This window comes from Nocardiopsis sp. L17-MgMaSL7, from assembly GCF_003182025.1.
Taxonomy (GTDB): Bacteria; Actinomycetota; Actinomycetes; order Streptosporangiales; family Streptosporangiaceae; genus Nocardiopsis; species Nocardiopsis prasina.
In genome coordinates this window covers 78835-94940 of record NZ_QGTF01000017.1, presented here as the reverse complement: position 1 = coordinate 94940, position 16106 = coordinate 78835, and the positions used below count along the sequence as shown (strand labels likewise).

At 70.4% G+C, this 16106-nt stretch carries 10 protein-coding genes; 7 read left to right on the top strand and 3 right to left on the bottom strand.

What is annotated here, in order from left to right; genetic code table 11:
- Window positions 1-235, bottom strand: a 235-nt coding sequence (locus BDW27_RS27900; protein WP_233515904.1) for a hypothetical protein, incomplete at its 3' end; no start/stop codon positions are given.
- 14 nt (window positions 236-249) lie between these two features.
- The gene (locus BDW27_RS23935; protein ID WP_110051865.1) at window positions 250-1545 is read right to left on the bottom strand and encodes an MFS transporter; all 1296 of its coding nucleotides are present in this window, start codon (window positions 1543-1545) and stop codon (window positions 250-252) included.
- A gap of 576 nt (window positions 1546-2121) precedes the next feature.
- On the opposite strand from BDW27_RS23935, the gene BDW27_RS23930 reads away from it, so the two are divergent.
- From BDW27_RS23930 to BDW27_RS23900, 7 genes are all read left to right on the top strand, one after another.
- Window positions 2122-2493, top strand: a complete 372-nt coding sequence (locus BDW27_RS23930; protein ID WP_026128963.1) for a hypothetical protein — start codon at window positions 2122-2124, stop codon at window positions 2491-2493.
- A gap of 315 nt (window positions 2494-2808) precedes the next feature.
- Window positions 2809-4842 (top strand): WD40 repeat domain-containing serine/threonine protein kinase, encoded by a 2034-nt coding sequence (locus BDW27_RS23925; RefSeq protein WP_110051864.1) that lies wholly within the window; start codon window positions 2809-2811, stop codon window positions 4840-4842.
- 16 nt (window positions 4843-4858) lie between these two features.
- A complete protein-coding gene (locus BDW27_RS23920; protein WP_110051862.1) occupies window positions 4859-6916 on the top strand; it encodes a serine/threonine-protein kinase in 2058 nt (685 codons plus the stop codon).
- Between the two features lie 56 nt (window positions 6917-6972).
- Window positions 6973-8997 (top strand): protein kinase, encoded by a 2025-nt coding sequence (locus tag BDW27_RS23915; protein WP_110051860.1) that lies wholly within the window; start codon window positions 6973-6975, stop codon window positions 8995-8997.
- Between the two features lie 80 nt (window positions 8998-9077).
- Window positions 9078-11117 carry a WD40 repeat domain-containing serine/threonine protein kinase gene (locus BDW27_RS23910; protein WP_110051859.1) on the top strand — a complete coding sequence of 680 codons (2040 nt, stop codon included), beginning with the start codon at window positions 9078-9080 and terminating at the stop codon, window positions 11115-11117.
- A 40-nt stretch (window positions 11118-11157) separates the two neighbouring features.
- Window positions 11158-13236: a WD40 repeat domain-containing serine/threonine protein kinase gene (locus BDW27_RS23905; protein ID WP_110051858.1), complete on the top strand. Its 2079-nt coding sequence runs from the start codon at window positions 11158-11160 to the stop codon at window positions 13234-13236.
- Between the two features lie 131 nt (window positions 13237-13367).
- Window positions 13368-15356, top strand: coding sequence for a protein kinase family protein (locus BDW27_RS23900; RefSeq protein ID WP_110051856.1), 1989 nt, complete (start codon window positions 13368-13370; stop codon window positions 15354-15356).
- 58 nt (window positions 15357-15414) lie between these two features.
- Here the strand turns inward: BDW27_RS23900 and BDW27_RS23895 are convergent, their stop codons facing one another.
- Window positions 15415-15702, bottom strand: a complete 288-nt coding sequence (locus BDW27_RS23895; protein ID WP_110051854.1) for a hypothetical protein — start codon at window positions 15700-15702, stop codon at window positions 15415-15417.
- Window positions 15703-16106 lie beyond the last annotated feature (404 nt).

The window sequence follows — 16106 nt, the reverse complement described above, 5'->3', positions numbered from 1 at the left end:
CAGTCCTGGTCCCGCGCTCTCCTTCGCTGCCGCTGTTGCGTCGGGAAGCGTGACCGGCCGCGACACGAATCCCGGTCAGCGCAGGCATGGAGAAACACATCGCTGTGGCCGCAGGCTCACCCGTGACAGCAACAACGAAGACGGATGTCGGTTTTGTCTGTTTCTCGACAAGTTGGAAAAACGAGCGCTTACCACCGGTAAGTTCCCAGGTGAAAAAGTCTGCTCCCCGCGCCACGCGGGGGTCTCCTGTTACTGGGCGACGGCTGCGCGGGCTCGGCGACGGATGAAGACGACCAGCACACAGGTGGAGAGGAAGGTGGCGACGGCCATCGGGGTGAAGGCCCACTGGTAGGAGGCCGGATCCTCCGGCAGGGCCTGGAGGATGGCTCCGGCCGCCACTGTGCAGATCACGGCGGTGGTGAAGCCGCTCATGTTGACCAGACCGGAGGCGACACCGGTCCGGCTGGCCGGAATGCCGTCGCGGGCGAAGTCGAAGGAGACCGTGGGCGCCATGGTCTGTCCGAGGGCGCTGACGGCCAGTACCGCCACACCCACGACCACGGGGGCTCCGCCGGGCCAGGCCACCAGGAGCAGCCAGCCCAGGGTCAGGACGCCGCTCAGAATGAGGGCGAAGTACACCCGCACCCCTGGCCAGCGGCCGACGAGGACACCCGCGACCGGGGCCAGCCAGAGAGCTCCACCGGCCAGGCCTGTGAGGGTGAGGGCCGCGGTGCCCTCGGACAGTCCCAGGCCTCCCACGAGGTAAGGGTAGCCCCACAGCACCATCATCATCGTGAACGGCGCCATGACGGCCGCGTGGTGGGCCATCCCGATCCGGGGGCCCTCCGCCTTCAGCGCCTCCTTGAGCGCGCCCCACAGGGAGATGGGGTCAGCGACCGTTGAGTGTCCGGCGGCCCCGACAGGGCGGTCCCGCACCACCAGGAGGACCATCAGCGCCATGAGAACCGTGAACCCGGTGGTGGCGAGGAAGGCCGTCTCCCAGCCGAAGCCGTCGAGCGCCCAGGCGAGGGGAGCCGCGCTGGCCACCTGGCCGGTACCGCCGACCACGCCGGTCAGGCCACTGACCAGTGCGTAGCGCGAGCGCGGGAACCACAGTGCGGCGAGCCGGATGACATTGAGGAACACGAGTGCGTCGCCGAGACCGATGAGGAAGCGTCCGGCCACGGCCAGTTCGATTCCCGGGGCCAGTGCGAAGAGGCAGGAGCCGAGGGCGATCGCGATCATGCCCATGCCCAGGGTGTAGCGGGGGCCGAGTCGGTCAGCGAGGAGTCCGGCGGGCACCTGGAGGAGGACGTACACGAAGAGCTGGAGCATCGGCAGGAGGGAGAGGAGCGCCGGGCCGACGTCGAATCTGCTCTGTGCCTCCAGGGCGGCCACGCCCAGACCGTTGCGGTGCAGCATGGCGAGGAAGTAGGCGGCGACCGCCACTCCCCATACCAGCCAGGCCCGGGCGCCACCCACCGGCTCCTTGGAAACTCGTCCCGTTACGAATGCCCTGTCACCGGATGTGTGGGTCTGTGTCACTTCGCCGCTTCTCCTCTTGTTTGCACCGCCTTCCAGTGTCCTCCAGGCCGTTGAACGCTCACTACACGGGGGTGACCAGGCACGCAACACGGACGGGAACAGCCCTGACCGCTGGAGATGCCGAACCCGGCAAGGAACGGCAAAGACCCGGCAACGCACTCACAATCACCCTGAGTAACACCGAGTGCGCCAAGAGTTCCCAAAGTGGGTGAGACCCACGACAACCAGGACGGGACTACGGCCCCTTCGAGGCAAAATCACCACGGGCACATCTGTCCGAAAAACCCTATCTGAACTGCATGTTTCTGCTTTAAACAGGTCCATACTCAGTTGTTAACTGTGATGTGCATCACTCTGGGAAGCCTCGACTACGAGGGGTCAGTTACTGCTAGCATCCGGAGCGCGAAGAATAACTACGAGGTAACGACACCGTTCGGACCTCGCCAACTTCGCGGAGGGATGTCACCAACACCGGACAACGGCACGGTGAACGGAACTCACGCCGCGGCGACGTGGCCGCCATAAGCACACACGGTCAGCACACCCGCGGTATCCCGACACACACTGGAGACGACCTTGAGTCACTGGCGCCTGAACAATCCCCGGGCCTCCCGGGCGAAGTCGGCCCTCGCCAGACGAATCAAGCACAAGCCCCGCCACGCGTTCTGCGCCGAGCGCGCGATCATGGCGCTGCTGGGCGAGCTTGCCTCGGTCGCCTCCCGCCCGCTCTACTGGTCCGGCACCTCCGAGATGGCCGTCGCCTCCGTGATGCGCGACGTCAACGTCTGGTGTCGTGACGGCCGCTTCTTCTGGAACGACCTCTTCCAGGGCGGCACGATCTCGCACCCCGCGAGCGACCCCGCCGGTGCCGCCGCTCTCCTGAACCCGTTCGCACAGGTCCCGGAGCCCGCGCACTACTACACGCACCGCCAGCCGGTCGCCGCCTAGCAGCGCCCTCACCAGCGCCCCTCGTCCTTCAACGCGCCTGACGACCGCGCTCTCTCCCGCGACCCGTCCCCACGACGGGAGCGGGCACACGTGTGCCCGCTCCGCTGTCCCGACTTCGTCGCCCACACCACTCCTAACGCGTCCCACTGCCACCGCGGTTCACCGTGCACCAGACCGGATCAGGACACACGCCTGGGTGGTTTGTCGTGAACCGGCTACATTGGCGAGGTACACCGACCCCCTCGGTCTCCCTCCGAACCTGCCGTAACACTGGCTCCAGCACGGCAGTCGCACGCAGTTAGGACCCCCGCCGCCGTGCAGCCCCTCGCCTCCGACGACCCGAACGCCATCGGCCCTCACAGGCTCCTCGCCCGTCTCGGCGCCGGTGGGATGGGCAGGGTGTACCTGGCCCGCACCCCCGACGGTCACCTGTGTGCCCTGAAGGTGGTCAAGGAGGACCTGGCCCACGACACCCAGTTCCGTGCCCGGTTCGCCCGCGAGGTGCGTACCGCGCAGCGCGTGCGCGGCCCCTTCACCCCGGCGGTGGTGGACGCCGACCCCGAGGCCCCCGCTCCGTGGATGGCCACCGAGTACGTTCCGGGCCCCACCCTCAAGGAGGCGGTCCGGGAGAACGGCCCCTTCCCGGAGGACTCACTGCGGGTCCTGGCCCTCGGTCTGGCCCGCGCGCTGTCCACCATCCACGCTGCGGGCCTCATGCACCGCGACCTCAAGCCCAGCAATATCCTGCTCTCACCGCGCGGCCCGCAGGTGATCGACTTCGGCATCGCCCGCGCCGTCGAGGGCACCGTCCTCACCCGCACCGGGCAGACCTTCGGCACACCGTCCTACACCTCGCCGGAGCAGGTCACCGGGCAGAACGTGACCCCGCACGCGGACGTGTTCTCCATGGCGGGCTCGGTCCTGTTCGCGGCCAGCGGCAGGCCGCCGTTCGGTGAGGGCAGCCCGGTCAACACCCTCAACCGGGTCATGAGGGGCGAGCCCCACCTGGAGGCCGTACCCGAGGGACCGCTGCGGGACCTGCTCGCCCGCTGCTTCGCCAAGGACCCGGCCGAGCGCCCGGACGCCGACACCGTCCAACGGGAGATCTCCGCCCTCCCCCTGCCGTCCGCCGAACACGGATGGCTGCCCTCCCCGGTCAACCAGCAGATCACCGCCAAGGCGAGTGAGACCCAGCGGGCGAAGGAGGCCGAGCGCCCACCGTCACCCCCCGAGCGCGGGACGAAGCGTCGCCGGACCGCCCTGGTCGTGGGAGCGGCCGCCGCGTCCCTGGTCCTGCTCGGGGGCGGTGCGCTGGCCCTGAACGCCCTCCCCCTGGGCTCTGACGACACCGCCGACACCGAGCCCCAGGCCGACGGTGAGGGGGACGAGGGTGGGAGCGAGCCGAGCGAACTCGAAGATCCCGCTTTTGAGGGTTTCCTCTACAAGATCGACTTCTCCGAGGACGGCGAACAGATGCACGTCTTCGGTTCCAACACGCTCTCCACCTGGAACTGGCGGGACGGGGCGGCGGTCGACCACTACTCCCCCGCCCCGACCGGCGCCGTGTTCACCCCGAACGGGTTCGCGGCCGGAACCACCACCGACTACGTCGAGGTGTGGGAGGGCGGCAGCGACAACCGGGTCGCCGTGATCGGCAACGACGAGGACGAGGTGCGCGGCCACTTCGACATGCCCGCGCTCACCTCCGACGGCGGCCGGGTGGCCACGCTCAGTTCCGCTGACGGCACCGAGGAGGGCGATCCGCACATCCAGGTGTGGGACGTCCAGACCCGGGAGATCCTGAGCGAGTTCCCCAGCGAGGGCATGCTGACGGACCTCTTCTACACCCCGGACGACTCGTCCCTGGTCGGTGTGGTCACCGACCGGAGCTACACCGACTACATCGGGGTGATCGTCTGGGACCCCGAGACCGGTGAGGAGCTCCAGCGCTTCGACAGCGCCAACTACTACCGCGTCTCGCTGGCCGCTGACGGCAGGACACTCGCCATGGTCACGGACCGCGACCGGGCCCGCATCGCGGACCTGGAGACCGGCGAGGTCCGCGACCTGGAGGACCCCGGACTCGACCACAATGAGTTGGTCGAGGTCCAGATCTCCCCCGACGGCTCCCTGGTCTACGGCGCCACCTCGGAATTCAGTGACGAACCGGGGTTCGTCTGGGACGCGCGCAGCGGCGACCTGGTCACCACCGACAACCTCGTCCTCAACCCTCCCATCGGGGTCCACCCCGATGGTGAGCACATCGCCACCGCTTCCTCCCCCGAGGCCGGTGTCTACACCATCCTCATCCTGGACGCCGACTTCGACGTCGTCGCCGAAGTGAGCTGACCTCCCGGAAGGCATCATGGAGCAACCCGCCCCCAACGACCCTGGACGGGTCGGCCACTACCGTGTCGTCGCCCTGTTGGGCTCCGGTGGCATGGGACGCGTCTACCTCGGGCTGGACCCCTCCGGTTCCCCCGCGGCGGTGAAGGTCGTCCGGGCCGAGTACGCCTACGACCCCGGTTTCCGTGAGCGCTTCGCCCGCGAACTCGAACTCGCCCAGCGCGTGCACGGCAACTACACGCCCCGGGTCCTCGCCGCCGACACGTCGGGCCAGACCCCGTGGCTGGCCACCGAGTACGTCGTGGGCCCCTCCCTCCAGGACCTGGTCCAGGACACCGGGCCGCTCCCCGAACACGCGGTCCGGCTCATGGGGCGCGGCATCGCCCAGGCCCTGGAGCGCGTGCACGCCACCGGTCTGGTCCACCGCGACCTCAAGCCCGGCAACGTCATGGTCTCCGCCGCCGGTCCCCAGGTGATCGACTTCGGTATCGCCCGTGCGTTGGAGGACGCGAGCGGGGCCGAGGAGGAACGGATCATCGGCACCCCGGGCTACATGGCCCCCGAGTCCGTGGACGGGCGTGAGAGCGGCGCGGCCGCCGACGTCTTCGCGCTCGGAGGGGTCCTGGTGCACGCACTCACCGGAGGCGGTCCCTTCGGCGACGGCCACCCCTCGGCGGTCCTCTACCGGATCAGCAACCTGGAGCCCGACCTCGACGGCGTCCCCGCCTCGCTGCGCGGCATCATCACGGCCTGCCTGGAGAAGGACCCCACCCGCAGGCCGAACGCGGCCCAGGTCCTCCAGGCCCTCGGCGGGCCCACCGCTCCGGCGGGCTCAGCCGCCGCCTGGCTGCCCCCTGCCGCCGCCGGGCGGATCGACGGCGTCGCGCACGAGTACGAGGAGGCGGTCCGTGCCGCCGGGGTGGGCGACGGCAGGGGCACGTTCGGCCGTGGCCTGCTGATCGTGGGAGCGGCGGCTCTGGCACTGACCATGGTCGGTGGACTCGGTGTGTGGGCCGCGGGGGACGCCGGTCTGATCGGGTCCGGGGCGGACACCGCGTCCGAGGAGGCCCCGGGGGTACCGGATCGGGAGGCGTGTTCGCCCACCGAGCACCTGGCCCCCGAGTACACGGAGGCAGCCAACGAGGAGACGACCGTTCCCCAGGACGAGGCGGGCATCTTCTACACCGGTTTCTCCAACGACGGTGAGGTGCTCGCCGTCGCGGGGACCGGCGGGGTGGCGCTGTGGGACTGGCGCGAGCAGGAGGAGCTCGCCCTCATCGAGACCGAGATCGCACCCATGTACGGCCACCCGGTGTTCAGCCCCGACGACTGCATGCTCGCCTACGCCTCCGACGACGGCGCGTACGTGTACTCGCTGGAGAGCGGGGAGGTGACGGTCCTCTCCGAGGGGTGGGAGGTGGGCGCGGTCGCCTTCACCCCGGACAGCGAACAACTCGTGGTCGGAAACAAGTACTACCAGGTGGACTCCGGCGTGTTCGTGTACGACCTGGAGACCGGCGAACTGGTCACCACCTACACCGGCAGCGCGAGCACCGTCCTGTCGGTGGCCGTCTCACCGGACGGCAGGCACATCGCCGCGCAGGACCTTCTCGAGCACTCGACGGTCTGGGACACCGAGACCGGCGAGAGCGTCGCCACGGGCGAGGAGATCCCGAGCACCAACCCCACGGCACTGAGCTTCGTGGACGAGGAGACCCTGGTCTATCCGGTCGCGGAAGGAGTGCAGACCCAGAACGTCGTCTCCGACCCCGAGCAGGGCACCGCGTTCGTCACCGAGGACCTGGACGACGACCTCGTGTTGCACGACTTCGAGTACAGCGTGGTGGCGGACCGCGTGTACGCCACCTTCCTCCCGGACGACTTCGACCCCGCCGGGGGGATCATGAAGATCTGGGAGTACTCCACCGGCGAGGAACTCACCGCGGAGGCCGACGAGGGATTCCTGTGGGAGATCAGTGTGCACCCCCAGGGTGAGGTCATCATCGGCGTCCCCGCCACGGGAAACGGGATGTGGGTCGTTGACGCGCGCGAGATGCGCATCATCGAGCGTCTCTAGGCGGCCCCGGCACGGCCCCCGAAACCTCGTCCCGACCTCCCGACCCGGAAAGCCCCATGTTCCCTCTCCACCCCCACGACCCGCCCTCCGTCGGTCCCCACCGCCTGTACGCCCGCCTGGGCGAGGACGCCTACGCGCGCGTCTACCTGGGTGCCTCACGCGCGGACGACCCCGTCGCGGTAAAGGTGGTCCGGCCGGAGTACGCCACCGACCCCGCCTTCCGCTCCTCCTTCGCGCACCAGGTGGAGTCCGCGCGGGGGCTGGAGGGCCCGCACGTGTGCGGAGTCCGCGACGCCGACCCGCGCGGCGCGGTGCCCTGGGTCGCGGTGTCCCGGCCCCTCGGCCCCAGCCTGGCCGAGCTGGTGAACCGGCACGGCCCGCTCCCGGTGGACGCCCTGCACCCGCTCGCCCTGGCGCTCGCCCAGGGGTTGGAAGGTCTGCACTCCTCGAACCGCGCGCACGGCTCCCTGTGGCCGGACGGCGTGCTGGTGTCGGCCGACACCGCGCTTCTGGCCGACCCCGGCCTGGAGTGGGCAATCGGCGACACCCGGCAGCGTGCTCCTCACCCGGCCTTCGCCGCCCCCGAGGGTGGGGCCGCTCCGGCCACGGACGTGTTCTCGTGGGCGTCCACTCTGTGCTTCGCGGCCAGCGGCGTGGAGGGCCCCGAGGGACTGGCCCGTGTGCCCCTGCAACTGCGCGGGCTGATCGACGCCTGCCTCAAGCGCGACCCCCGGCTGCGCCCCAGCTCCCACGACCTCGTGCGGATGCTGGGCGGCCCGGCCGACCCCACCCCGTGGTCACCCCGGGTGCGCGCGGCGATCGACACGGCCGCCGCCGCGCAGGCGTCGATGCTGCAAGACTCCGACGCCACCCCCGGGGACGGTGGTCCCTCCTCCAGGAAGCGGGGCCGCCTGCTCGCGGTGGGCGCTGGTGTCCTGGCACTGGTGGTACTCGCGGGGACGGGGGCGGTGTACGCCCGCCACCACCTCGGCGGTGACCCGCCGGACCCCGAGGCCTCCGGCGCCGAGGCCGGGGCGGGGCTGGTCTCCGAGACCGGATGCCTGGACGGCGCGGGGTACCCCGTCCCCGAGGAACCCCTGCCCGAGGACACCAAGTACTGGGACCCCGCCTTCTCCGCCGACGGGGACCTGCTCACCGCGGCCTCCTCCGCCGGGCTCACGGTCTGGGACTGGAACGCCGGTGAGCTGACCGCGCTGCCGATGACGAACTCGACCTATGGAGTCGACACGAAGTTCTCCCCTGTCGGTTGCACCATGAGCACCGCCGAGTCCGTCGAGTACGAGGGCCGTGAGCACACCGTGAAGGTGGGGCACACGTACGACCTGTCCGGCGGCAGCACCACCGAGCACCTGGGACCGCAGGAGGGTCCGGACGACAGCGGGCGCTGGCTGCTGAAGCCGAGGGATGTGGAGGCCATGAACTTCTCGCCGGACGGCGCCCTGCTGGCGGTGACGCTCAGCAGTACCGGCCAGACCGCCAGCACCGTGGTGATCGACACCGCCACTGGTGAAGCGGGCGAGCCCATGGCGCCCGGCCTGCACTACAGCACCGTGTTCGTGGACGAGCGGCACTTCGCCACCAACAGCAACGGCGAGATCCACGTCTGGGACGCGCAGACCGGTGAGGAGGCGCACTCCCTGGCGGGGGCCTCCAACACGCGCCTCGCGGTGGTTCCGGGTGAGACGCAGGTGGCGTATCTCGAGGGCGACCAGGTCGTCATCCGCGACTACACCACGGGGGCGGCGGTCACCTCCTTCACCAGGGAGGAGTTCGAGACGGACGACGACCCCATGCTCACCAGGCTCCTCGTGGACGCCGAACGGGACCGCGTGTACGCGACCTGGCAGGTGGGCACCGGGCCCGGCTCGTGGCGGTTCCAGACCTACGTGTGGGACCTGGACAGCGGCGAGAACCTCGTCGAGGGCAAGGAGAGGGCCGGCGCCTACAGCGTGGTCGCGCCGCACCCGGACGGCGGGACCCTCGCCGCCGTCACCGCCGTCGAGAGCGATCTGGTCCTGATCGACCCCGACACGTTCGAGGTGGTCAGAGAGCTGACGTGACCGGGTTCCGGGGCCAGGAGGAGGAAGGCCCGCCAACCCGGGCAGACTGGTACCCCAACCCGTGCCCCAGGAGCTGACCCGTGCTTCCCCTGACCTCCACCGACCCCTCCCGCATCGGCCCCCACCAGGTGCTGTCCAGGCTCGGCGAGGGCGGCATGGGGGAGGTCTACCTCGCCCGCACTCCCGAGGGAGGGCTGGCCGCGGTCAAGGTGGTCAAGGAGGACCTGGCGAGGGACCAGGAGTTCCGCGCCCGGTTCGCCCGCGAGGTCCGCACCGCGCAACGCGTGCGGGGCCCGTTCACCCCGGCCGTACTCAGTGCCGACGCCGAAGCCGCCGTGCCGTGGATGGCCACCGAGTACGTCCCCGGCCCCACACTCAAGGAGGCCGTCCGGGAGAACGGGCCCTTCCCCGAACCCTCCCTCCGGGTCCTCGCACTGGGTCTGGCCAACGCCCTTCAGACGATCCACGCCGCCGGGCTCATGCACCGCGACCTCAAGCCGAGCAACGTCCTGCTCTCACCGCGCGGACCCCAGGTGATCGACTTCGGCATCGCCCGCGCCGTCGAGGGCACCGTCCTCACCCGGACCGGCCAGAGCTTCGGGACCCCGTCCTACACCTCCCCGGAACAGATCACGGGCAAGGGGATCGGGCCCTCCAGCGACGTGTTCTCCCTGGCCGGTGTGGTCGTCTTCGCCGCCAGCGGCCGACCGCCCTTCGGTACCGGGAGAACGGCCGAGCTCCTGTCCCGGGTCGTGGGCGGCGTACCCGACCTCGACGCCGTCCCGGAGCCCCTGCGACCGCTCCTGGCCCGCTGCTTCGCCAAGGCCCCGGACGGACGCCCCAGCGCCGACGAGCTCCTCCGGGTCCTCTCCCACGGTCCCCTGCCCTCCGCGGAACACGGCTGGCTCCCCGCCCGGGTCAACCACTCGCTCAACGCCCACCTGGCACGGACCCACCAGGCGGCCGTCCCCGAGACCGCCCCCACCGGCCCGCCCGCGGACGGCCCGCCACCCGGCGGCCGTGCCCGCACCGCCCTCATCGCCGGGGCCGCGACTCTGGCCGTCGTCGTGGTGGCCGGGACCATTGGTCTCCTGACCGCCCGGTCCGACGACGACGTCGCGGGGGTACCAGACCCCGGGGAGGAGCCCGTGCCGTCCGATGTCCTCGGTTCCCGTCTCCTGGGGATCGGCTTCGCCCCCGACGGCGAGAGCCTCCACGTCTCCGGCCAGGACCACCTGGTCGAGATCGACTGGCGGACCGGCGAGGAACTCCGCCGTTTCGAGCAGCGCCCCAGCCACCTGACGGTCGGCGCCGACGGCACCGTCGTCGGCTCGTTCGCCGATGCCGTCCTGCTCTGGGATCCCGGTGAGGAGGAGCCGCGCTACCTGGAGGATCCCGGTCTCCTGGACTGGGGCCGGACGGTTTCCAGCCCCGACGGCACCCGCCTGGCGGTCGCGGTCAACGCCTCGAGCGACAGCGCGGCCGACGACGGGGACCAGCCCCTCGTCCAGGTGTGGAACCTGGAGTCCGAGGAGGTCGAGTTCGAGATCGAGACGGACTCCTACGCCCGTGACCTGCACTTCAACGCGGACGCCTCACAGCTTGTCGTCAGCAACTACTCGGGCACCGGGGTGTCGGCCGTGTGGGACCTGGCCTCGCGGGAGCCCGTCCTGGAGTTGCCCAACGAGGACTTCCCCGCCATGCCCAGCGACGACACGGGACACCACCTGAAGCACCTGGCCTTCCACCCCACGGACCCCTCCTTGCTCGCCATCACCACCAGCCCCGAGGACAACGTCCTGTACGACCTCGCCACCGGTGAGACCACACCCCTGGAGGTTCCCCCGACCAACGGCCACCCGCTGTTCGAGCTCCACTTCTCCCCGGACGGGACCCGGCTGGTCGCCAGCGGCGACGACGGCGCCGCGGTCAGGGGAGGCCGGGTGTGGGACACCGCCACCGGAGACCTGCTGACCGAGGACGGGGTGCCGCTCTACTCCCTGCTCGACTTCCACCCGGAGGGGACGGTCATCGCGACCATCACCCCGGCCTCCGAGCGGATGCGCCTCCTGATCGTGGACGCCGAGACCTTCGAGGTCCTGCACGAGTACCCGGAGTAGCGCCCGGAGCAGCCGCCCACCACCCGAGGAGTTCGGACTCGTGAAGCCCCTGACCTCCACCGACCCCTCCCACATCGGCCCCCATCGGCTCCTCGCCCGCCTCGGTGCGGGTGGCATGGGCGAAGTGCACCTGGCCCGCACCCCTGAGGGTCGTCTGGCCGCGGTCAAGGTGGTCAAGGCGGACCTGGCCGGAAACCGGGATTTCCGCGCCAGGTTCGCGCGCGAGGTCCGCACCGCCCAGATGGTGGTGGGTCCGTTCACCCCCCGGGTGGTGGACGCCGACCCGTACGCGGACCTGCCCTGGATGGCGACCGAGTACGTGCCCGGCCCCACCCTCAAGGAGGCCGTCCGGGAGAACGGACCCTTCCCGGAGGGTTCCCTGCGTGTCCTGGCCCTCGGCCTGGCCAGTGCGGTCCAGGCGATCCACGCCGCCGGCCTCATGCACCGCGACCTCAAACCCAGCAACGTCCTGCTCTCACCGCGCGGACCGCAGGTGATCGACTTCGGGATCGCCCGGGCGGTCGAGGGCACCGTCCTCACCCGGACCGGCCAGAGCTTCGGCACACCCATGTACACCTCACCCGAACAGGTCAGGGGGCGGGAGAGCTCTCCGGCGAGCGACATCTTCTCCCTGGCTGGGGTGGTGGTCTTCGCCGCCACGGGCAAGCCTCCCTTCGGCGCGGGCCGGGCGATCAGCGTGCTTCCCCGTGTGGTCGGCCGGTCCCCGAACCTCGACGGCGTCCCGGAAGCCCTGCGACCCGTCCTGGCACGCTGCCTGGCCAAGGACCCGGACGAGCGCCCCTCGGCCGAATCCATCGTCCGTGAGCTGTCCGCGGGACCTCTGCCCTCCGCCGAACACGGCTGGCTTCCCGTGCAGGTCAGAGAGTCCCTCAACACCCACCAGGAGGAGGCCCGCCAAGCCGACGAGGCAGCTCCCGGCGGCCCACTCCAGGACGCTGCGGCGCCCCTGTCCTCACGGCCCAGGGCCGGGCACGGCGGACTCATCGGTGCGGGTGCGGCCACCGTCACGCTGGCGCTGGTCGCCGGTGTCTCCCTGATCGCGTTCGCACCGGAATCGTCCAGGGAGGAAGCCAGCGACCTGCGCGCCCGCGAGAGGACCGGCACGAACGGAAACGAGGCCCCCGACGCCCCCGCCGACCAGGAAGGGACGGCCGAAGAGCGGGACGGCGAGACAGCGTTCGACGGATTCGTCGGCGACGTGGTGTTCACGCCGGACGGCTCCGGCGTGTACGTCCGCGCCACTGACGCGATGACCCTCTGGGAGTGGAAGAGCGGCCGGTTCCTGCACCGGGTCGATCCCGCACCGGTATCCTTCGATCTCGCCGACGACGGCACCATGGCGGCCTCCTTCGCCGACGCCGTCGGGATCTTCGACTCCGGGCACGAGAGGGTGGGGCTCTTCGACGTGGAAGGGGAACTGGAGGACGTCGTCGACTACCGAGCCGTCTCGATCAGCCCCGACGGATCGTTGGTGGCGGTGGTGGTCACCCACGGCGATCACCAGCGAACCCTGTACCTGTGGGACCGCGAGGACGACTCGATCACGCACACCCTGGAACTGTCCGCGCCCGTCGCCAGCACCGAGTTCAGTGCCGACGGCGCCCACCTGAAGGTCGACTTCGAGGAGGGCTACCCCCGGGTCGTGTTGTACGACGTGGGAACAGCCGAAGTGGTGGCAGCACTGGTCGAGGAAGCTCCCGAGAGCACCTCCGGGCAGGGCACCGAATGGCACGCGACAGCCCTCTCCCCGACCGAACCCCTGATGGCGGTGGACCGGGGCGGCGGCGACATCGCCCTGTACGACTACGAGGCGAGCGAGGTCGTCAAGGAGATCGAGGGCCACCGCAGCTTCTCCGGCCTGGCCTTCTCCAGCGACAGCGAGACCCTCTACTCCGCCGGGATGTTCGCCACCGCCACGGGCCCTTCCGGCGGCCGTGCCTGGGACGTGGCCACCGGCGAGGAAACGACGTCCGGAGACACCCTGCTCATCGACCGGTTGGCCGTCCACCCCCATGACGAGGCCATCGCCGCCTTCGACAGGGACACCCTGCTGCTCCTCGACCCGGAGACCCTCGATGTGATCAACGAGATCAGCTGAGGATCGGACCTGTCCGTCCCTCGACCTGCCCCTCCCTCTGGGCGCCTCTCCGACGAGACCGCACCGCGAGCACCGTCCCATCGCCCACCATCAACACGTTCTGCCGAACCGAACAGCACTGACGAGGCAGCATGCGTCCCCTGAGTCCCCATGATCCCCCCGCCGCAGGCCCCTACCAGCTTCTGGCCCAACTGGGCGAGGACGCCCACACCCACGCCTACCTGGGTTCGACGCCCGGGCGTTCGCCGGTCCGCGTTCGCATCCTGCGCGCCGAGCACGCCACGGATCCGACCACACGGGCCGACTTCCTCCAACGCGTCGAGAGCGCGTCCGGGCTGGGCGGCCCACACGTGGCAGCCGTACTCGACGCCGACCTGGACTCCCCCGTGCCGTGGGCGGTCACCGAGACGCCGTTCGGCGCGGACCTGGCCGGACTGGTCCGGGCGCACGGTCCGCTCCCGGCCGCCGCCGTGCACACCCTTGCCCTGGCCACGGCCCAGGGGCTGGCCACACTGCACTCCGCTGAGCGCTCCCACGGAACGCTGACCCCCGAAGGCGTCCTACTGACCAGCGACCGCGCGCTGCTGGCCGACCCCGGTCTGGTTCCACCAGCCGATCGCGACGGCTCGGCCCGGGGCGTGTTCGACCCGATGGAGGGCGGAGGTGCCCCGGCCGGTGACGTGTTCGCCTGGGCGGCCGTCCTGTGCTTCGCCGCCAGTGGTGTGGAGGGCCCCGACGGACTGGACCAGGTGCCGCTCCAGCTCCGAGCCGTGGTCGACGACTGCTTGCGCGAGAACGCCGACCTTCGGCCCAGCTCGGTCGACCTCGTGAGCATGCTGGGCGGAGCGGCCTCCGCCTCACCCTGGCCGCCGGAGCTGGCCTCGGTGATCGAGGCCGAGGCCGCGCGCATGCGCGGGATGCTCCCCGCCGAGCCAGAAACCCCCTGTCCCCGAGGCCGGAGACGGTTGATCGCCCTTACCGCGGGAGCTGTGGCCCTGACCCTGTTCACTGCCGTCGGCTCCAGTTGGTGGCTCAACCGCGCGACCCCGGCTGGAGGCGCCGCTGACGGTTCGGGCAGCGAGGCGACCTGCTCGGACGGGTCAGCGTTCCCCGAACCGGCTGAACCGGTGACCGACCTCGACGCCATGCAGCTGGAGTTCTCTCCCGACGGCGACGTCCTGGCCGTCGGCAGCTTCAACCACGGCCTCACCCTGTGGGACTGGCGTGAAGGCGAGGAGCTCGCCCGACCCGTGGAGGAACTGAACGGCCTGGGTCCGATGTCGTTCGCCCCGGTCGGTTGCGTGATCGCCGCCACCTCCCTCCAGGAGGTCGAGGGCCAGGAGCGCCCGTACCGACTCACCACGACCTTCGATCTCGCTTCGGGCGAGGCCACGAACCACCCGGGCCCGCAGCCGGAGCCGCTCCCGGACGGAAGCCAGAAGAACTGGTCCGTCACGGATCTGGCGTTCAGCCCCGACGGCAGGCGGATGGCCCTGAGCAACCGGGTGGGCGTGGGCACCGGGACTCCGGTCGAGGTGGTCGACCTGGAGTCGGGCGAGGCCGTCGCCGCTCTGGGCGAGGACCTGGTCCCCCAGGTGGCCTTTCTCGACGAGACCCGTCTGGCCGCCCACACTCGGAACTCCATCGAGATCTGGGACACGGAGAGCGGGGAGACGCTCCAGACCATCCGCAACGTCACCGAACTGCACTTCGCGGTAGTTCCCGGCGAGGACCAGATCCTGTTCGTCCGCAACGACGAAATCATCCTGTACGACCTGGCCGGAGGCGCTGCGACGGCCACGTTCCCGACCGGCGACTACGCCGATACACCCGACGCCTGGGTCAACCACCTGGGCATGGACGCCGAACGAGGTCTGGTCCACTTCAGCTGGAGTCTCGCGGCCGAGGAGGGCCCGGACAACCTGGGCACCGACCGGGAGAACGAGACCCACGGCTACCTGTGGGACGTCGAGACCGGCGAGAACCTGCTGGAGGACGACGACGGCCTCATGCCCCGCCCCGTGGCCTTCCACCCGGAGGTGATCGCAGCGGTCAACCAGGACGGGAACGTCGACATCATCGACCCGCACACTCTGGAAGTCGTCGGCGTGATCGGGTGAGGCCAACACCCGGAGCCCCACGGGACTCAGCTCCGCGTCGATGGTCCGGTCACGGACGTCAGATCAGCCCCACCGCCCGAACGCTGAGGTCGTGCTCCTCCGTGACGACGACGGCTCCGGGTACCGGCACCAGTCGCGGGGCGTCGGCGTCCGCGTTGGGAGAACCCTCCGTGTGGAGGAGCATCGCCTCGTTCGGATACAGGTCCACCGGTACCAGCCGTGGCAGCTCCTCCCCCGTGAGCGGGTCCAACAGCCACTGTTCCCCCACTTCCGAGAAGTCACGACCACCCGCTTCCAGCAGGAGCGCCTGACCGTCTTCGGAGAGCGTGAGCTGCGGCGGCTCCACCTCTTCAGCCGTGAAGGAGCCTCATCACAGGGGGATCCCGTTTCGGCGTCGAGACCGACCGCTGACAGGGTCTGGTCGACGCCGTCCCCAGACCCCGCTTCCGTTGGGGAGTCCTCAGTGAGAACGGCGCTCAGCACGACAGTGTCCCCGGTGACACCGACCTCACCCGCGTGGAACTCTCCTGCCTCATCCGGAATGTCCTCCTCAAACTCCCAGAGCGGCTCGCCGGTCTCCAACGATGCGGCGGACAGGCCGAAAGCCCCGTTTCCGGTGTCGGACAGGCGCGCGTTCTCGGTCAGGAGCGAAGTCCATCCACGGTCATCCCCAGTGGTAGGTACCTGGTGCTCACCGGTTCCCGCGTCCAGCACGACCACGTCGAGCTCGCCTTCGTCCTCCGTCTGGTA

Coding starts and splice junctions, on each gene's coding strand:
- BDW27_RS23900 (WP_110051856.1), top strand. CDS start 13,368: ATGCGTCCCCTGAGTCCCCATGATCCCCCCGCCGCAGGCCCCTACCAG.
- BDW27_RS23915 (WP_110051860.1), top strand. CDS start 6,973: ATGTTCCCTCTCCACCCCCACGACCCGCCCTCCGTCGGTCCCCACCGC.
- BDW27_RS23920 (WP_110051862.1), top strand. CDS start 4,859: ATGGAGCAACCCGCCCCCAACGACCCTGGACGGGTCGGCCACTACCGT.